General features: G+C 70.2%; 15 protein-coding genes. 5 read left to right on the top strand and 10 right to left on the bottom strand.

The window, feature by feature from the left end; all coding sequences use genetic code 11:
• The first annotated feature begins 93 nt into the window (after positions 1 to 93).
• The 3 genes from IPZ69_RS00075 (at position 94) to IPZ69_RS00065 (ending at position 4,836) form a co-directional block, all read left to right on the top strand.
• The gene (locus IPZ69_RS00075; protein ID WP_235451504.1) at positions 94 to 1,587 is read left to right on the top strand and encodes an MFS transporter; all 1,494 of its coding nucleotides are present in this window, start codon (positions 94 to 96) and stop codon (positions 1,585 to 1,587) included.
• A 215-nt stretch (positions 1,588 to 1,802) separates the two neighbouring features.
• Positions 1,803 to 3,167 (top strand): carotenoid oxygenase family protein, encoded by a 1,365-nt coding sequence (locus tag IPZ69_RS00070; RefSeq protein ID WP_235451503.1) that lies wholly within the window; start codon positions 1,803 to 1,805, stop codon positions 3,165 to 3,167.
• A gap of 178 nt (positions 3,168 to 3,345) precedes the next feature.
• Positions 3,346 to 4,836, top strand: a complete 1,491-nt coding sequence (locus IPZ69_RS00065; RefSeq protein WP_235451502.1) for an alpha/beta fold hydrolase — start codon at positions 3,346 to 3,348, stop codon at positions 4,834 to 4,836.
• A 114-nt stretch (positions 4,837 to 4,950) separates the two neighbouring features.
• Here IPZ69_RS00065 and IPZ69_RS00060 read toward each other — a convergent pair whose 3' ends face one another.
• From IPZ69_RS00060 to IPZ69_RS00045, 4 genes are all read right to left on the bottom strand, one after another.
• On the bottom strand, positions 4,951 to 6,519 hold the full coding sequence (locus IPZ69_RS00060) for a long-chain-fatty-acid--CoA ligase (protein WP_235451501.1): 1,569 nt from the start codon (positions 6,517 to 6,519) through the stop codon (positions 4,951 to 4,953).
• A 341-nt stretch (positions 6,520 to 6,860) separates the two neighbouring features.
• The gene (locus tag IPZ69_RS00055) at positions 6,861 to 7,286 is read right to left on the bottom strand and encodes an OsmC family peroxiredoxin (protein ID WP_235451500.1); all 426 of its coding nucleotides are present in this window, start codon (positions 7,284 to 7,286) and stop codon (positions 6,861 to 6,863) included.
• A 198-nt stretch (positions 7,287 to 7,484) separates the two neighbouring features.
• Entirely contained in the window at positions 7,485 to 8,312 is an 828-nt protein-coding gene (locus IPZ69_RS00050) for a class I SAM-dependent methyltransferase (RefSeq protein WP_235451499.1), read from the bottom strand.
• Positions 8,313 to 8,643: 331 nt separating this feature from the next.
• Positions 8,644 to 9,744 (bottom strand): AraC family transcriptional regulator, encoded by a 1,101-nt coding sequence (locus IPZ69_RS00045; RefSeq protein WP_235451498.1) that lies wholly within the window; start codon positions 9,742 to 9,744, stop codon positions 8,644 to 8,646.
• A 199-nt stretch (positions 9,745 to 9,943) separates the two neighbouring features.
• On the opposite strand from IPZ69_RS00045, the gene IPZ69_RS00040 reads away from it, so the two are divergent.
• A complete protein-coding gene (locus IPZ69_RS00040) occupies positions 9,944 to 11,410 on the top strand; it encodes an aminotransferase class V-fold PLP-dependent enzyme (protein WP_235451497.1) in 1,467 nt (488 codons plus the stop codon).
• 38 nt (positions 11,411 to 11,448) lie between these two features.
• Here the strand turns inward: IPZ69_RS00040 and IPZ69_RS00035 are convergent, their stop codons facing one another.
• Complete coding sequence (locus IPZ69_RS00035) at positions 11,449 to 13,071, bottom strand: ATP-binding cassette domain-containing protein (RefSeq protein WP_235451496.1); 1,623 nt, start codon at positions 13,069 to 13,071, stop codon at positions 11,449 to 11,451.
• A 246-nt stretch (positions 13,072 to 13,317) separates the two neighbouring features.
• Between IPZ69_RS00035 and IPZ69_RS00030 the strand changes: the two genes are divergently transcribed.
• A complete protein-coding gene (locus tag IPZ69_RS00030) occupies positions 13,318 to 13,692 on the top strand; it encodes a hypothetical protein (RefSeq protein WP_235451495.1) in 375 nt (124 codons plus the stop codon).
• Here IPZ69_RS00030 and IPZ69_RS00025 read toward each other — a convergent pair.
• From IPZ69_RS00025 to IPZ69_RS00005, 5 genes are all read right to left on the bottom strand, one after another.
• Positions 13,679 to 14,410 carry a ferritin-like domain-containing protein gene (locus IPZ69_RS00025; protein WP_235451494.1) on the bottom strand — a complete coding sequence of 244 codons (732 nt, stop codon included), beginning with the start codon at positions 14,408 to 14,410 and terminating at the stop codon, positions 13,679 to 13,681. The genes IPZ69_RS00030 and IPZ69_RS00025 overlap by 14 nt on opposite strands.
• A gap of 124 nt (positions 14,411 to 14,534) precedes the next feature.
• The gene (locus tag IPZ69_RS00020; RefSeq protein ID WP_235451493.1) at positions 14,535 to 15,329 is read right to left on the bottom strand and encodes an oxidoreductase; all 795 of its coding nucleotides are present in this window, start codon (positions 15,327 to 15,329) and stop codon (positions 14,535 to 14,537) included.
• Between the two features lie 30 nt (positions 15,330 to 15,359).
• Positions 15,360 to 15,980: an FMN-dependent NADH-azoreductase gene (locus IPZ69_RS00015; RefSeq protein ID WP_235451492.1), complete on the bottom strand. Its 621-nt coding sequence runs from the start codon at positions 15,978 to 15,980 to the stop codon at positions 15,360 to 15,362.
• Between the two features lie 188 nt (positions 15,981 to 16,168).
• Positions 16,169 to 16,744 carry a TetR/AcrR family transcriptional regulator gene (locus IPZ69_RS00010; protein ID WP_235451491.1) on the bottom strand — a complete coding sequence of 192 codons (576 nt, stop codon included), beginning with the start codon at positions 16,742 to 16,744 and terminating at the stop codon, positions 16,169 to 16,171.
• Positions 16,745 to 16,810: 66 nt separating this feature from the next.
• Positions 16,811 to 17,627, bottom strand: an 817-nt coding sequence (locus IPZ69_RS00005; protein WP_308407403.1) for an alpha/beta fold hydrolase, incomplete at its 5' end; no start/stop codon positions are given.

Raw genomic sequence — 17,627 nt, 5'->3', positions numbered from 1 at the left:
CCAGGAGAGGTGGACAGGCGCGGACAGGACTGGACAGTGTCCGCGCCGGATGAGCCTGGATAGTGGACAGAGCCCCGCACGAAGCTGTGTGCCATGAACCTCCAACGCACACAGCTGGATCTGGCGCCGCCCGCCCCTCGGCACCCGGGCGCGCTCGCGGCGCTCGCCGCGGCCCAGTTCACGGTCATGCTGGCCACCTCGATCGTGAACGTGGCGCTTCCGCAGATCCGTGTCGGGGTGGGCCTGTCCGACGGCGGAACCACCTGGGTGGTCAACGCCTACGGACTGACGTTCGGGGCACTGCTGTTGGCCGGCGGGCGGGCGGCCGACCTGCTCGGCCGCCGCCGGGTGCTGATGGCCGGCCTCACGCTCTTCGCGGCGGCCTCGCTGGCAGCGGGGCTGGCCGGCTCCTCGACCGTACTCATCGCCGCCCGGGCCGCTCAGGGCCTCGGTGCCGCCGCCATCGCCCCGGCCGCGCTCGCCGTGACGATGGGCCTGTTCCCCTCCGGTCCGGGGCGCGGCAAAGCACTGGGGGTGTGGGGAGCGGTCTCCGGTGCGGGAGGAGCGGGCGGCGTCCTGCTGGGCGGTCTGCTCACCCAGGCATGGGGATGGCCCTGGATCTTCTACGCCGTCGCGTTCGGGACGGTGCTGGTCCTCGTCGCCGTGGCGGCCTTCGTGCCACGGGCGACCCGCCGCGAGGCCGGGGAGTTCGACCTGCTGGGCACCGTCTCCGTCACCCTTTCCCTGACCTGCCTGGTCTGGGGCCTGACCACCGCACGTGGCACCGGCTGGACGGACACCCGGGTGCTGGGCGCCTTCCTCGGCGCCGCCGCGCTGCTCGCGGCCTTCGTCGTGATCGAGCGCCGCCGACCGAACGCGCTCATCCCACCGAGACTGTTCATCACCGGCCAGGTCGCGGCAGGCAACCTGTTGATGGCGCTGCTGGGATCCGTCTGGATCGCCCTGTTCTTCTTCTTGCCCCTCTACCAGCAACAAGTCCTCAAGATGTCCCCCTTGGCCACCGGAGCGGGGCAACTCCCGCTGGCCGCGGCCAATATGCTCGGCGCCGCCGCGGCACCCCGCATCTCCCGGCGCATCGGTGCCGGCGCCGCCGTGACCTCGGCTCTGTTCACCACGGCCCTCGGCCTGTTGTGGCTGTCCCGGATCAGCGCCGACGGAAGCTACCTCGGCCACGTCCTCGGCCCGAGCATCCTGATCGGCCTCGGCCTGAGCGTCGCCTTCGTCCAACTCACCGCACTGTCCGTGGACGGAGTCCCGGGACAGGACGCGGGCCTGGCCGGCGGTCTGGTGAACACCACCCGCCAGGTCGGCGGTGCGATCGGCCTCGCCGCCCTGGCCACCCTGGCCGGCTCCGTCACCACCCACGCGTCTCCCCACCAGCCTCACCTGGAAGCCCTCACCGCCGGCTATCGAGCCGCCTTCATGGTCTCGGCCGCCATCCTGGCCGCCGCCGCACTCCTCGCGTTGCTCCTCACCCGTCGTGCCGGCCGGCCGCGGACCGCGACCGCCCTCGCCACCGGCCCCACCGGCCCGGCCTCCGAGCCGCGAACCGCCGGCATCTCCTGAGACCCCTGGCGACGACGCCGTCGTCCGCACCGAGGAGTCCTGGAGCGGCGCTCCGGTCGACGCCGCGGCCGACCACCTCGCCAAGGCCCTCCACGCCTCCCTGGACAGCTGGCTCCACCACGTCAAGTCCCGCGCCGAGCAGTCCGTCTGACCGCGCGCATCCCAGCCAGCACACCCAGCACACCCGTCACATCCATTGAGAAGAGGTTCCCGAAATGACCGCTGAGAAGCCCTACCTGATCGGCCACTACGCCCCGGTCGCGGACGAGATCACCGCTACCGAACTCACCGTCGAGGGCCACCTGCCGTCCGAGCTGACCGGCCGTCTGCTGCGCAACGGACACAACCCCAAGCCCGGCGTGACCCCGACCCACTGGTTCAAGGGCAGCGGCATGGTCCACGGCATCCGGCTTCGTGAGGGGCGCGCGGAGTGGTACCGCAACCGCTGGGTGAAGAGTCCCGCCCTGGACGGCGCGCCGTACATGACCGAGAAGGGCCCGGACCTGGCGGCGAGCGTCGCCGGCACCCACATCATCGAGCACGGCGGACGGTTGCTCGCGCTGTGCGAGGCGAACTTCCCCTTCGAGCTCACCCGTGAGCTGGAGACGGTCGGCGCGTACGACTTCGACGGCAAGCTGCGCAGCGCGATGACCGCGCACCCCAAGGAGGACCCGGTCACGGGCGAGCTCCACCTCTTCGGGTCCTCGCCCTTCCCGCCGTACCTGATGTACTACGTCGCCGACGCCAAGGGCGACATCGTCCACAGCGCCGAGATCCCGGGCGCGAGCGCCTCCCTCAAGCACGACTTCGCCATCACTCGCCACCACGTGGTCTTCATCGAGGGCAACGTCACCTTCGACCCCACCGAGCACTCCGGCATCCCCTACGGCTGGAGCGACGAGCAGCCCGCCCGCATCGGTGTCATGCCCCGTGGAAAGGACGGCACCCAGAACATCCGCTGGTTCTCCATCGAACCGGGCAACATGCTGCACGTCTCCAACGCCTACGAGGACGGCCGGGGCCGCATCGTCCTGGAAGGCCCCACCGTGGACCGCGAGGGCTTCCGGCTCTCCTGGAACTGGTGGGTCGGCGCCCCCGGCCGCGGCGCCGAGCCCAACGCCCGCTCCTACACCCGCCGTTGGGTCATCGACCTGGCCGCCGGCAGCGTCGACGAGCAGATCATCGACGACCTCGCGGTGGAGTTCCCGACGCTCAACGAGGAGTACCTGGGCCGCGAGAACCGCTACCAGTACGCCATCTCCTTCCCGGACTCGAAGGGTTTCGGCAGCTACGGCATCGTCAAGTACGACCGCACGACCGGAGCCCGCCGCATTCACCAGGTGGGCGACGCGCGGCTGCCCAGCGAGGCCGTGTTCGTCCCCGCCGCCGGTGCCACCGGCGAGGACGACGGCTACCTGCTCACCGTCGTCTCCGACCTCAAGCAGGACGCCTCGCAGTTGCTGGTTCTCGACGCCTCCGGCCTCGACCGGGTCGCCACCGTCCACCTGCCCCGACGGGTGACCGCCGGAATCCACGGTTCCTGGGTCCCGGACTCCGACCTGGACGACGCCCAGGCCTGACCCCCGCCAGAACAGCCGCACCACAAGTCGGCCGTCGGCCCGCGAGACGCTCGCGGGCCGGCCCCGCCACCGCTCCGCAAGCACCGCCGTCCCCCCGGCCCCCCACGCGCGCAGCACACCTAGAACAGGGCCTCGGATCCCCTGAGGCCGGAGCACGTGAGAACCAAGGAAGAACGACATGAGAAGAAGCCTGAACCGGAAGTACGCAGCCGGGATCGCCGCCGCCCTTTCCGCGGTGGCGACCACCGTGGCCGTACCCGCACTCGCGGAGTCGGCGGAGGGGAACCACCGAACCCCCGCCGGCGGCATCGACTGGCACGCCTGCGCCGACCCCGACTTCAAGGACATGCAGTGCGGATCGATCCGGGTGCCGGTGAACTGGTCCCGCCCGCGCGCCGGCAGCCTCAGCCTCGCCCTGGTCCGCCGGCCCGCGGACGACCCGGCCCACCGTCAAGGCACGCTGCTCCTCAACGACGGAGCGGGCGGATCCTCGATCGAACAGCTGCGACTGGCCATCACGAAGGTCCACCTGCCCGCCTACGCCGGCGCGATGACCCACAATTTCGACCTCGTCGCGGTCGACCCGCGCGGCGTCGGCCACAGCACGCCGATCCGCTGCGAGAAGCCGCTCAAGCCCGCCGGCGTCAGCCACTTCCCTCGGAACAAGGCCGCCCTCGACAGGCTCGTGGCCCACAACCGGGCCTTCGCAAAGGACTGCCTGCGCCGCAACGGCCCGCTCGTCGCCCACGTCGACCTGACCAGCACCGCGCGGGACTTCGAGGCGGTCCGGATCGGGCTGGGGGAGCGGCAGCTGAACTGGTACGGCATCCACTACAGCACCCTCGTCGGGCGTACCTACGCCAAGCTCTACCCCGGCAGGCTGCGCACGATGGTCCTCGACACCGCGCTGGACGACACCGGCTCGGCCCGCTCGCGGGTCCTCCAGGAAGCCGCCACCGCCGAGACGGCGTTCAACCGCTTCACCGCCTGGTGCGCCACGTCGACCGACTGCGCCCTGCACGGCAAGGACGCCGCGGCCGAGTACGACGCCCTCGTCGCCCAGGCCGACCGCACGCCCGTACCGGTCGCGGGCGCGGCCCACCGGCCGCTGACCGGCGAGGACATCCGCGGAGCCACCCAGGACTACCTGACCCTGTCCGGTTACAACTGGGCGGACCTGGCGAAAGCCATCGTCAAGGGCCGGGAAGGCGACGCCACGGACTTCACCCGCGACCCCGACGACACCCTCGACCCCGTCCAGGTACAGGTGCCCGCCTGCCTCGACAACGCACGCCCGGTGCACTCCCTGGCCCAGTTCACCCGGCTGCAGGGGGAACTCGCGCGTGTGTCCCCGCACCTGGGCGGCGCCGTGCGCTCCTACAAGGCCATCGCCGGCTGCCTCGGCTGGCCCGTCCCGGCCAAGCCCGTCAAGGCGGGTGCCCCGGTACACGGCGCGCCGCCCGCACTGATCCTGCAGTCCACCCACCAGGCCCTCGCCCCGTACCGCGCGGGCTCGGCCATGGCGGCCCAGCTGCCCGGCAGCGTCGTCCTCGCCCGTGAAGGCGACGACTACAGCATGTTCCTCATCTCCAAGTGCGTCCGAGAGGCCACCAACCGCTACCTGACCACGCGCACACTGCCCGCCCACGGCACCACCTGCACCGACTGAGTACGGACACCCTGAGCGCGCCGATCAGTGAATCCCGGCCGATCGTGCTGCGGTGATGAGCGACGGCAATTCCGAACCGCCCTCGCTCATCACCCGCCACGACCGACCGGACCGTTACGACCGGTCGGCCTCGTGCGCGTCGCGGAGTTCCCGCTTGAGGATCTTGCCGGTGGCATTCATGGGCAGTACGTCGAAGAACTCGACCAGACGGGGGTACTTGTGGCCCCCCAGCCGCTCCTTGCACCAGTCGACGAGCTCCCCGGGCGTGAGCGCTGCTCCTGGGGCGAGGGTCACGCAGGCCTTGACCTCCTCGCCGTGGCTCTCGTGCGGCACACCGATGACGGCGGCCGTGCCCACGGCGGGGTGGGTGTGCAGGAGCTCCTCGATCTCCCGCGGGTACACGTTGAAGCCACCGCGAATGATCATGTCCTTGGCCCGGTCGACGATGTAGAGCCAGCCGTCGGCGTCCCGCCGGGCCAGGTCGCCGGTGCGGAACCAGCCGTTGCGCATCACCTCGGCGGTCTCCTGGGGCCGGTTGTAGTAGCCCCTCATCACGTTGTGGCCGCGGATGGCGATCTCGCCGATCGCGTCGGCGCCCCGGACCGGCGTCCAGTCCTCGGCGACGAGTTCCACGTCGACGCCCCAGACCGGACGCCCGATGGAGCCGGGGCGCACCTCCTGGCCACGTACTTGGAAGGTGGCCACCGGGCTGGTCTCCGACAGGCCGTACCCCTCCAGGATCGTGACGCCGAAGCATTCGGCGAACCGGCGGTGGATCTCGACCGGGAGCGCCGAACCCCCGGAGCCGGCCACACGCAGGTTCCCGGCGATCTCCGGCAGGCACGTGTCGGAGGCCGCTTCCTCCAACAGGGCCCAGTACATGGTGGGGACGCCCCCGAAGAAGGTGACGGCATGACGTTGCATCAGCGCGAGGGCGCTGTGGGCGTCGAAGCGGGGCTGCAGCACCAGCGTCGCGCGCGAGGCGATGCCGGAGTTCATCTGCACCACCTGGCCGAAGGAGTGGAACAGCGGAAGGGCGATCAGATGCACGTCGTGCTCAACCTCGCCGGCGATCTTGTGGCAGGTCAGCACGTTGAGCATCAGGTTGGAGTGAGTCAGCTCGGCGCCTTTGGCCTGACCGGTGGTGCCCGAGGTGTACAGGATGACGGCCGTGTCGCCGGGCTCGGTGGCCACGGTGTCGAATCGCTCGCTGTGGCCGTCCAGCGCCGCCGTCAGGGTCTCGGCCCCGGCGATCGGCGAGTTCTCGGTCGGCGCGGCGGTCATCAGGAAGAAGTGCTCGCAGCCCGGGGTCTCTTCGAAGGCCGCCCAGCCCTCGTGCCCGAGCGGCAGTTCCTCGCTGCCCTCGAAACAGAAGTAGGCCATGGCCTCGGAGTCGGCCAAGTGGTAGGCGATTTCCCGGCTCTTGAGCAGCACGTTGAGCGGGACGGCGACCGCTCCCGCCTTGAGGATGCCGTAGTAGACGATCGGGAAGTAGGGCAGGTTCGGGCAGGAGAGCGCGACCTTGTCGCCGGGTTCGATGCCGCGCGAGCGGATCAGGTCGGCCACGCGGCACGCGGCGGCGTCCAACTCCGCGTAGGTCAGCTGCTGATCGCCCAGGATCACCGCTACACGGTCGGGGACGGCACGGGCGCTGTTCTCCAGCAGGACGGCGAGGTTGAGCATGGGTCTCCGTAGATGGGTCGGCTCGGCTTACGGGCGACGACGCTGATCCAGCGTCCGGGGGAGTGGTCCGTAAGCCGAGCCGGGTCATGGTGCGGCGCCATGGTGAGGAGCCGCGATCGTGGTGACACGAGTGACTGTCGCACCCGAGGTCACGAGGAGGGGGACGAAACAGCCGGTGACGCGGGATGCGCTTCCCCACCGGGAGGAGGGTCGGTGGGGAAGCGCGAACCAGGAACGAGGCGCGCAGCGCTGATCGGTGACAGGCTCGGGACGGACGGCACCTGACGGTGCCGGCCTCGACCGGCGTGCTGGGCCCACTCGTTGGTCGGACTGACGTGTGGTCAGGCGAGCGATGCGTTCAAGGTGATCACCGTGCCCGCGAGGGCGCTGCTGACGGGGCAGTTCGTCTTGGCGTGCTCGGCCGCCTTGACGAACGCGTCCCTGTCCAGGCCGGGGACCTCGCCCTGCACGGCCAGGTGGATTTCAGTGATTCCCTCACCGGGCTGGAAGGTGACCTCGGCCAGAGCGGTCAGGCGGACCGGCGGCGTGCCGGCCTCGGAGAGCCCGTGGGACAGGGCCATGCAGAAGCAGCTCGAGTGGGCCGCGGCGATCAGTTCCTCCGGGCTGGTCGTCCGGTTAGGCTCCTCCGCCCTGGCGGGCCAGGAGACGGCGAAGGTTGCGAGACCGGAGGAGTCCAACGCGACCTGGCCGGATCCCTGGAGCAGGTTGCCGTCCCACACGGTGTGGGCGCGACGGGTGGTGGCCATGACGGTCCTTTCTGAAGGGGTACGGCTTGAGCCTAGGGCGATCAAGGCCCTGACCAGCCGTTGAGCGGCCGAACACCCCCAATTTCTCGGTGGGCGGCGGAAGCGTTTCGGTGACGTCGGCCGAGCGGCCCCGAGCCCCGGGACGGCGGCCGCGACACAGTCGGCCGGCTGCTGGATGCCTCGAAGCAGGCTCGCGGGTCAACGCGGGGTCTGCTCGGGTTTCCATCCCCAGGCGGTGAGCATGCCCGCCGACAGCGCGGCGCATTCGTCGGAGCCCAGGTACCGGACCGCCCCGTCGACGTCCGCGTCGTCGACCTGGCCGGTGGCGAGCATCGCCGCTCGGCTCCGCTCCCAGGTGTCCGCCCAGAAGCGGCTGATGGGACTGCGCGGCAGCAGGGGCGGCACATGGATCTCGGCGGCGACGCGCGAGAGACCCGCCCTGCGCAGCAGCTGCGGGTACGACGGCACCCAGGAGACATCGGTGCCGATGGTGGCCCGCAGCCCCTGCCACATCGCCCGCATCACCGTGGTGTACGGCGTGCTGGGCGTCCGGTCGCTCGTCAGGTCGATCGCGTCGCTGAGCATCAGCACACCGCCCGGCTCGACGAGTTCGGCCAACGCGGTGATCAGGCGGTCGTGCTCGGGCAGGTGCATCAGCACGAAGCGCGCGTGGACGAGCCGGAACCGGCCGTGCACGAAGTCCGGGGCAGTGATGTCCGCCTCCAGCACGTCGAGCCCGGGCGCGGGCCGCTCGGTGAGGAAACGTACGTCGCGGTCCACGGCGAGCACGCTCGTCACCCTGGCTTCGTCCAACAACCGGTGGGAGACCGTGCCCGTGCCGGCACCCACGTCGAGGCAGCGCCACCCCGGGCCGACGCCGAGTGCCCGCAGCCGCGCCATGGTGATGTCGTCGTAGGCGAGGGCGCCGAAGTCGATGCGCTCGCCCTCGCCCGCCTGTTCGGGACGGAAGACGGCCTCGCCGTAGCGGCCTTCGCCCGACGCGTCCCCGCGCGGAGCCGCGGTCACGTCGCCGCCGGTGTGACGCCGGAAATCTCGTCGAACAGGTTCATGGCCGGACCTCTTCACGCGCTGGGACGGTGCCTGGCGGACCGTTCCGAGGCCGCCGCCCCATCGATCCTCCATCGGCGGCCGCCCGCGCGACCGAGGCGCGCCGTGCCTGAGTCGATCGGCCCAAGGGCACGGCACACGAAGCAGCCGAGTCGGGGAGCGGTGCCAACCCGGACGCTCAGTCGCATCGACGGTCTCGGCGCGCGGGTCGGTGGTACGGCAGTCGGCGGCGTCGGTCCGGGGGTGGACCGACGCCGCCGGAGCGGGGCGCCGTCGTGCACTGGGCGTGTCAGGACACCCCCGTGATCCTGACCCGCTGTCGGGCACTCGGGCCTGGTGAGCGACCCGGATCAATGTTGCGCGAGGCGTCGAGGGCTGTCGTTCGCACAGCGTCCACGTCCATGTGCGCACCGTCCACGGCCGTTCGGCGCAGCGCCTGGTCCCGCAGTTCACTGGGCGCCATACCGTGCGCGGTGCGGAAGGCCCGGGTGAAGTCGCCGGGGCGGGAGTAGCCCCAGCGGGCGGCCACCGCGTGAATGGGGAGCGCCCGCAGGCCGGGGTCGGTGAGGTCCCGTCGCGCGTGGGCCAGCCGCTGGTCGCGGATGTACGAGGCCACCGTCAGGCCCTCGTCCTGGAACAGGCGGTAGAGGTAGCTGCGCGAGATGTGGTGGGCCTCGGCGATCTTCGCCGGGGTCAGCTCCGGGTCGCCCAGATGCCGCCGGACGAAGGACTTGATGCGCAGGGTCATGGTGCGGGCGTGCGTCTCGGGCGGCAATCCCGACTCGGCGTCGAGGGCGTGGGCGAAGACGGCGCTGACGAGATCGGTGACGACCGTGCCCAGCCGCTCCGCGTCGGCCGCACGGTAGGCGGAGGTGTCCGAGGTCAGCTGCACGAGCAGCCCCGCGAGCAGCGCGCCCATGCCCTCCCGGCCCGATATCCGGCTGCCGACGACCCGGCTCGCCCGGTCGGCCGGGAGATCCAGGGCGGCCCGAGGGATCTCCACCCCGACGATGGTGACCGGGTCGGGCCCGGTGGATATCTCGTAGGCCCGGGACGAGCAATTCACGTGGAAGTCGTCGATCCGGTACGCCACTTGCTCCCTGCCCCAGCTCGCCGCGCCGTCGCCGTGCCGCAGCAGGGACAGGTGGAACACCTCCGGGTCGGACTGGCGCACGAGCCTGGGCGTCCGGCGGAAGACCAGGTGGTCGAAGGTCGCGGGCCACACCGTGACGTCGCCGAGCCCGATCAGGCGCTGATGACCCCGGTAGTCCGCGGTGCGCTCGCTGCTCAGCTGCATCGGCGCGTGGGTACGCCCCAGTTGCTCCGTCCAAGCCTCGAAACGGTCGCTCGCCGGCAGGTCCTGGGTAGTGAAGACAATTTCGGGCAACACGGCGATAGTCAATCACAGGGCTGATCACGACCTGCGAGGCGTGGAGGCGTCAAGTGCGCCGAGTCACGGTCGGAAAGGCTCTCCCCGTGCACGAGTTGAGGTGTGCCGAACCGATGCGAGCGCGGTTCGCCGTCGTGCCGTCGCGGTCATTCCGCCGTACGCGGATACCGTTGTCAAAGTTCTATGCGAGGGGGCTCTCATGGAAACGGCAGACACCACCGGAAGCATATGCGGCGGGGAACGGGGCGGTCGCGAAGGTTTCACAGAGCTGCGGGCGCGCGAATTCGGCTTCCTCGACGAGGCCGGACACACCTACCTCGACCACACGGGCGCCGGACTTCCCCCGCGGTCCCTCGTCGCGGGGAGCGCGGAGCGCATCACCGGCGGGCTGTTCGGCAACCCGCATTCGGAGAGCCCGGCCTCGCGCGCCTCCGGATATCTGCTCGCCGAAGCGCGCGAGGCGGTCCTGCGGTATTTCAACGCCGACCCCGCCGAGTACGCCGTGATTTTCACCCCGAACGCAACGGGCGCACTGCGACTGGTCGGCGAGGCATATCCCTTCGCACGAGGCGACCGGCTCGTCATGTCGCTCGACAACCACAACTCGGTCAACGGGCTGAGGGAATACGCGCGGACACGGGGAGCAGCAACCGTCTATGTACCGGTGAGCGCGTCCGGCCTGCAGATGGATGAGACGCGACTGCTGGCCGCGCTGTCCCCACGGAGTCGGGGAATCGATCGCGTGCGAAGGCGCGACGCCGGCCGCACGCGCGGACTGCTGGCCTATCCGGCCCAGAGCAACTTCACCGGCGTCCAGCACTCGCTCGACTGGATCGCGGCCGCTCAGGAGCAGGGTTACGACGTGTTGCTCGACGCGGCAGCCTTCGTACCGACCAATACCCTGGACCTGAGCCGGTACCACCCGGACTTCACCGTGGTCAGCTGGTACAAGGTCTTCGGACATCCGACCGGCATCGGCAGCCTGATCGCTCGCCGGTCGGCCCTCGCCAGGCTGCGCCGCCCCTGGTTCTCGGGCGGCACGATCTACGCGGTGAGTGCCCAGGCTCAGTGGCACGTCCTCGCCGAGGACGAGGCCGCCTTCGAGGACGGTACGGTCAACTTCCTGTCCATACCGGACGTCACCGCCGGACTGGCCTGGATCGAGCACATCGGCATGGACCGCGTGCACGCCCACATCAGCGCGCTGACCGACCAACTCCTCACGGGGTTGCGGACGTTGCGGCACAGCGACGGCGCTCCGATGGTCCGGGTGTACGGTCCCGACCGCGCCGACGCGGCCCGCGGCGGCACGGTCGCGCTGAACCTGCTCGGGGCGGACGGCCGGATAGTCGACGAACGCGTCGTCACGCGCGACAGTGCCGCGCGCGGCATATCCCTGCGTACGGGATGCTTCTGCAATCCGGGCGCCGGCGAAGCGGCCTTCGCCCTGCCGCTGACCCGGCTCCGCTCGGCGGCCCGCACGCAATTGACCTCGCTGGAGGACTACTTGGAGCTGCTCCGACTGCCTTCGGCGGGGGCCGTCCGCATCTCCTTCGGAGTGTCGTCCCTGCCCAAGGACATCAAGACGTTCTTGTCGTTCGTGACGCAGACCTACCGGGACCAGGTGCCGGGGGTGGCAGGGCTGACCCCGCGGGAAGGTTGTTGAGCCGACCGATGCTCAACGAGTGGCCCGTGGGCCCGGGTTCATCGCCCGGCCCGGCTCCTCGTCGCCCCGTGCCGACACTTTCGTACGAGAATCACCCATGTCCAGGCCAAGAACGCCAGCGCGAAGGCCGCCAGGATCAACCACCCTCGGCTCGCTGGATGACCGAACGAGTCACCGTACGAATCCAACAGCGGCGGACCCAGCGGCGAGCCGCCCGCACGCCACAGCGACTCCAGGCCCACCCCGCTGCCCAGTGCCTCGAACGCCCAGCGATTGGTCATCGCCCAGCTGATCGCCCGCCCGCCGCCCGTCATCCGGGGCACCGGCACGAATGCCCCCGAGAACAGCACCTGGGGAAAGCAGAGCAGCGGAAGCATGAGCGTCGCCTGCCCCGGCTCCGACACCGCCGCCGACGCGAGAAGCCCCAGCGCGAGAGCGGCTGCCGAGGCCAGCACACACGACGCGAACAGCGACCCGTAGGTGCCCCAGCCCGCGGCGGGCAGTCGGTCCCAGGCGCGCAGGACTGCCAACAACAGCGCGTCGGCGGTCGCGAGCACGGGCAACATCGTCGTGAGCTTCGAGAGGACGTACGGGCCGATCCGCAGGCCTGCGAGCCATTCTCGACGCAGGACGGGCAACTCGGTGCAGATTTGCAGCAGCCCGTACGTCAGACCGAAGAAGAACGCGCCGAACGCGATCCAGAACATGATCATCGCCGTTGACCCCGGATCCGGTGTCTCAGGATCGAACGCGCCCGCGCGGAACAGCAGGGCGAACATCGCCACGATCATCACCGGCGACCCGGCCAGGACGGCGACCGACAGCCGGCTGTGCAGCAGCAGGGCCGTGCCGCGACGCGTCAGGAGCGCCCACTGGCGCAGGGCGCCGACGCGCTCGACTTTCCGGGACCGTGGCTCGCCGGGCTGATGGATGTCGTCGGCGGGCGTGGCACGCTCGACGCGCCTGCCCGTGGCAACCTCCTGATACACCTCTTCGACGGTGCCCACCCCGAAGGCCCCGCACAGAGCGGCCGGTTCACCCGCGTACGCGACCTCGCCGCCGGGCGTGAGGAACACGACCTGGTCGCAGCCGAGCAGATCGGCGAGGACGTGGGTGGTCAGCACGACGGTGGTGCCGTCTTCGGCCAGCGCGCGCAGGGTCCGCAGCAGCTCCGCCCCCGTGACCGGATCGAGCCCGGATGTCGGCTCGTCGAGGAAGAGCACCCTCGGCCGGGTCAGCAACTCGACCGCGATGCCGGCCCGTTTGCGTTCCCCTCCGCTCAGTGCGCGCACGGGCGTTCCCGCGCGCTCGGAGAGGCCGAGGGTGTCCAGGACCCGGTCAACCGTCGCGCTGACGGTCTGGGGCCGCGTCCCCGGAGGCATGCGCAGGCCCGCCGCGTACACCAGCGTCCGGTGCAGGGTCAGTTCGCGGTGGATGATGTCCTCCTGCGGAACGAACCCGAACTCCCAGCCCAGCGGCCCGGGTTGCTCCCCGTCGTGCAGTACCTCGCCCTCGGTCGGCGCGCTCAGCCCCGCCAGAATCTCCAACAGCACCGTCTTCCCCGCGCCGCTGCTTCCGGCGATCACGGTGAGCTGCCCGGGAGCTATGTCGAGCGTAATGCCGTTCAGCACGCGACCGGCCCCGCGAACGTCCCGACTCATCCGGCGTGCCTGTAGACGCAGGCCGTCGACCGACGGGGGAGACGTCCCCGTGGCGGCGCCCGGGCGTATCGGCGAGGTCGACATGGGTGCAGCATGCCAGGGGACTCTTCTCGGCGTCGCCCCGAAGAGGCATTTGAACACCATCGTGATCGAGGCGAGGGCAATGGCCGGCCGCTGCGACTGCGGCAGACCTCGCCTCGATGGCTCTAGAGTGCGGTCATGGGGAGCAGGCGCAGGGTCCGTCGTATGGTCGTGGGCGGCACGGTGTACGGCTGGTGTTTCGGGCACCGGCACGATCGAGTAAGGGGCTACCCCGGGTGCAGCAGCACGGTGACGCTGTGGCGTACCGGAAGCCGGGCCCGTCTGCGTCTGGTGTTCAAGCCGGCATCCGACCGCGTCATCGCCGACGGCTACTTCGACGAGGGCGCGGCGGTGCGTCTGCCGGACCGGGAGTATCTGAATCTCCACGAACCCGGCAGCGTAAGGGCGTTGCTCGACGAGGCGCTGGTCCGTCAGCTGTTTCCCGCGACGGGTTCGGTGGAAGTGGACGGCTGGCCACTGTTCGACGCCGTGAGACCACAAGATCCCCTGGACAGGGAGTCTGTTGTCAGCCCGCGCTAGTCCATGCGTCCGGGCGGGGGACCAGCACCGCGGAGACGACCGCGCGGGACGAGCCGACGACGTCGGCCACGAAGCGCAGGCGTCCGACGGAGAGTTGTCGCAGAGCCGATCCGTGATCGACGGCGACGACCAGGGACACCGCGAGCAGAAGGAGCCGCCACAGGGCCATGACCGGACGGCGCGTTGCGCGCGGCAACTCCGCCAAGGAGGCGTGCAGTCGCTCGCAGTGGAACGGGACGTGGCGCTGCTCGTCGGACAGGATCCGCCCGGCCACATCCGAAGTGAGCGGGTCGTCGGTGCCATCCCGCAGGGCCCGGTAATAGCGCAGTGCCACCACTTCCGCGATCATCAGCACCAGCAGCTCCATGCGCAGGCCCATGAGACGCCGCAGCCGTACGAAGACGGTGTCGCTCCAGTGGCCGGTCAGCGTCGGCATGCCACCTGCGGCCAGCAGCCGAGCGAGTAGACGGGCGTGGTTCTGTTCCTCGGCGACGAAGAGCCGGACCGCCTGCGCGTAATCGCCGTCGCCGGCCTCGTCCGCCTTGCCGACGAGGTTGGCGCCGTCACCGTCCTCGCCAACCTGAAAGCGCTGAATGCCGGCCCACACCGCCGGATGCAGCGTCGCACCTTGCCTCCAGTCGGGGTCACCCTGGACGCGTCTGCGCTCGCGCTCCTCCTCGAACCGCCTTGTCCACTTGGCGAATCCGTCCGTATGCACCCGGTCTCCCCTCTCCATGGCACAGCCACCGTGCCCGGAAAAGGGACGACGCCGGCGGACCCCAAACAGTTCCGCTTTCGACTGCTCCAAGAACAGGCGCGAACCGGCGGCGCGGAAGTGGGCATCACAAGGTCTTGATGAGGCCGCCGTCGATGACGAAGTCGGCACCGGTGATGTTGGAGGTGCGCCCGCCGGCCAGCATCACGATGAGGTCGGCGACCTCGTCGGGGCGGGTGAAGCGGCCCGTGGCGAAGCCGCCGAGGCTGCCGACGATCTGCTCGCGCGCCGTCTCCTTGTCGACGCCCATCGCGTCGCCCACGGTGGCGGCCATGCCGCCCTCGGCGAGCCACATGTCGGTTTCGACCGGTCCGGGACTGATGGTGTTGACCCGGACGCCCTGGGGGCCGACCTCCTTGGACAAGGCCTTGGAGAAGTTGGTGAGTGCGGCCTTGGAGACGGTGTAGTCGATGATGCCCGGGTCGGGCAGGAACGCGTTGACCGAGCTGACCGTGACGATCGCGCCCTTGCGCTCGATCAGCGACGGCAGTGCGGCGCGTACCGCGCGAATCGCACTGAAGAGGTTGGCGTTGAGTGTCGCCGTCCAGTCCTCGTCGGTGACCGAGAGGACGCCGCCGAGCCGCGGAGTGAGGACGCCGACGTTGTTGACGAGGATGTCGACGCCGCCGAAGCGCTCGTGCGCGGCGGCCACCAGGTCCTCCACGCCCTGCGCTGTGGAGAGGTCGCCGGTGACCGCGAGCACGTCGTACTGCGCGGCCAGTGTGTCCAGCCCGGCGCTGCCCTTGCGTGAGCCGGCGACCACTTCGACGCCTTCCTCGGCCCGGGCGCGGACCGCGGCAAGTCCGATGCCGCGACTCGCTCCGGTGACCACGGCGACCTTGTTCTGCAGCTGCATGTCCATGGATTTGTCCTTTCTGCGGAAGCAGACGATTCAGGCGACTGCGCCTACGGCGTTCGCGATGGAGGCGGTGGCCTTCTCGAAGTGGGGAGCGAGCTGCTCCTCGGACATCCCGTTGACCGAGATGAACTCGACGTCGGTGATACCGAGGAAGCCGAGAACGCCGCGGATGTACGGCTCGTGGAAGTCCAGCGGCGCGAAGCGCGGGTCGCTGAAGTCGCTGCCGGAGGAGCGCAGGACGACCACCTTCTTGCCGATCAGCAGCCCCCGCGGGCCCTGTGCCGTGTAGCTGAAGGTGCGGCCCGCCATGCAGATCTGGTCGATCCATGCCTTGAACGACGCCGGCACGCTGAAGTTGTAGACCGGGACGCCCAGGGCCAGCACATCGGCCGCCTCGACCTCGGCGATCAGCTCCCCGGCGGCGCTCACCGCCGCGTGGGAGCGGGCGTCGTGGATCTCGGCCGGGCCGAAGACGCCGCGCACCCAGTGCTCGCTGACCAGGTTCGGTACGTCCGCCGTCACATCACGGTAGGTGACGGTGCCGTCGGGGTTCTGGGCCCGCCACGCCTCGGCGTACTGGGCGGAGAGGCGGCGGCTGGCGGAGCCGGAGCCGGTGCTTCGGGCACTGGAGTCGATGTGCAGCAAGTGAGCCATGGGGGTTCCGTTCTCAGATTTATGGATTGATCAATCCAGTATTGAGGCGCACCGGGTGGTGACGCCTTCACGTCCAGGACGGTACTAGTTCTGGATTGAACTATCAAGTATGCGGATGGGTGCCCGGCGAGGGGGATCCGTGCTTGGCGCGGGTCAGTGGTTCACGGTGCCGCCCGGGGCGGTGACCTCTAGTCCAGGGTGCGCATCGCGGCGTCGACGGCCGACTCGACGAACTCTCGGCCGGCTCGGGCCTTGCCCATGACGCGCAGCCCCTGGATGAAGGTGGTCAGCAGACGTGCCAACTCGGCGGGGTTCTTGTCCGCCGTGAGTTCGCCGCGGACCTGGGCCCGTTCAAGCGCTCCGGCAATCGTCGACTCGACCAGTTTCAAGGTGGCGGAGACGTGTGCGGCCGTGTCCGGGTCGTCGGCGCGCTCGGTGGCGGCGTTGACCGTCATGCAGCCCCGGTCCGGATCGCACAGGTCGGCCTCGGCCATGGCCATCAGTACGGCCCGCAGGGCGGGCCGTACCTCTTTGGCGCTCTCCAGCTCCGCCACCAGCTGGGCGGCGTTGCGCGATGTGTACCGGGCCAGCGCGAGCCCGTACAGCTTCTCCTTGGAGCCGAACGCGGCGTACAGGCTGCCGCTGCCGATGCCGAGCGCCGAGGTCAGATCCTGCAGCGAGGTCGCGGCGTAGCCGCGCCGCCAGAACACGTCCATCGCGCGGTCGACAGCCTGGTCGACGTCGAACTCTCGTTTGCGGGCCACGCCGCCAACGTAATCGTTGTGGATTGAATACTCAAATATGCGTACGGGCTGCGTGTGCTTCCCGAGTCACCGGCCGGTGCTTCGCGAGGCGCTCTCGATCAGGTGGCTGACGGCACGGGGATCGGTGAGCTGGGCGTCGTGGGGTGCGTCGGTCTCGACCGTGTGCGCGTGCGCGCGGTGTGCCATGAAGCGTTCGGCGGCGGGTGCGATGGCGTGGTCGTTCTTGGCGACGAGATACCAGGACGGGATCGTCCGCCACGCCGGAGCGCCCGTGGGTTCGCCGAAGGCCTGGGCGGCGATCGGTCGCTGCGTGGCGGCGAGCACGGCGGCGTCGGCCGACGTGCCCCGGCCGCTGAGGAAAACGTCGCGGAACTTGTCCGGCTTGAGGTAGAAGTCGACGCCCGACGTTCCGTCGGCCTGGGGGAAGGGAACGGCGTTCAGGGCGGTGGGGATCGGCGCCGTCGGGTCGTCCGTGAGGTGGCTGCCCGGGAACTTGGCGCTGAGCGCGGCGACGGTCTCGTCACGGTCGGGCGCGAACGCGGCTATGTAGACCAGCGCCTTGACGTTGGGGTTGTCCGTGGCCGCGTTGGTGATGACCGCGCCGCCATAGGAGTGGCCGACCAGCACGATGGGGCCGCTGATCGTCTTGAGATAGGCGGCGAGGTAGGCGGAGTCGGTGGACAGGCTGCGGAGCGGGTTCGGCGGGGCCACGACCGGATAGCCGTCCTTCTGCAAGCGCTTGACCACACTGCTCCAGCCGGAGGCATCCGCCCAAGCGCCGTGCACCAGCACCACGGTCGGCTTGGGTGCGTGGGGACGTTCGGGGGTGTCGGCGGATGCGGTCGGGATGAGCGCCGCGCTCAGTCCGAGGCCGGCAGCGGTG

The organism is Streptomyces olivochromogenes, assembly GCF_021538895.1.
GTDB lineage: Bacteria > Actinomycetota > Actinomycetes > Streptomycetales > Streptomycetaceae > Streptomyces > Streptomyces olivochromogenes_A.
This window is presented reverse-complemented; position numbering and strand designations above follow the sequence as displayed.

Excerpts from the sequence above, each read along its gene's own strand:
- IPZ69_RS00075 (WP_235451504.1), top strand. The coding sequence starts at position 94 with ATGAACCTCCAACGCACACAGCTGGATCTGGCGCCGCCCGCCCCTCGG.
- IPZ69_RS00070 (WP_235451503.1), top strand. The coding sequence starts at position 1,803 with ATGACCGCTGAGAAGCCCTACCTGATCGGCCACTACGCCCCGGTCGCG.
- IPZ69_RS00065 (WP_235451502.1), top strand. The coding sequence starts at position 3,346 with ATGAGAAGAAGCCTGAACCGGAAGTACGCAGCCGGGATCGCCGCCGCC.
- IPZ69_RS00060 (WP_235451501.1), bottom strand. The coding sequence starts at position 6,519 with ATGCTCAACCTCGCCGTCCTGCTGGAGAACAGCGCCCGTGCCGTCCCC.
- IPZ69_RS00055 (WP_235451500.1), bottom strand. The coding sequence starts at position 7,286 with ATGGCCACCACCCGTCGCGCCCACACCGTGTGGGACGGCAACCTGCTC.
- IPZ69_RS00040 (WP_235451497.1), top strand. The coding sequence starts at position 9,944 with ATGGAAACGGCAGACACCACCGGAAGCATATGCGGCGGGGAACGGGGC.
- IPZ69_RS00035 (WP_235451496.1), bottom strand. The coding sequence starts at position 13,071 with ATGAGTCGGGACGTTCGCGGGGCCGGTCGCGTGCTGAACGGCATTACG.
- IPZ69_RS00030 (WP_235451495.1), top strand. The coding sequence starts at position 13,318 with ATGGTCGTGGGCGGCACGGTGTACGGCTGGTGTTTCGGGCACCGGCAC.
- IPZ69_RS00020 (WP_235451493.1), bottom strand. The coding sequence starts at position 15,329 with ATGGACATGCAGCTGCAGAACAAGGTCGCCGTGGTCACCGGAGCGAGT.
- IPZ69_RS00015 (WP_235451492.1), bottom strand. The coding sequence starts at position 15,980 with ATGGCTCACTTGCTGCACATCGACTCCAGTGCCCGAAGCACCGGCTCC.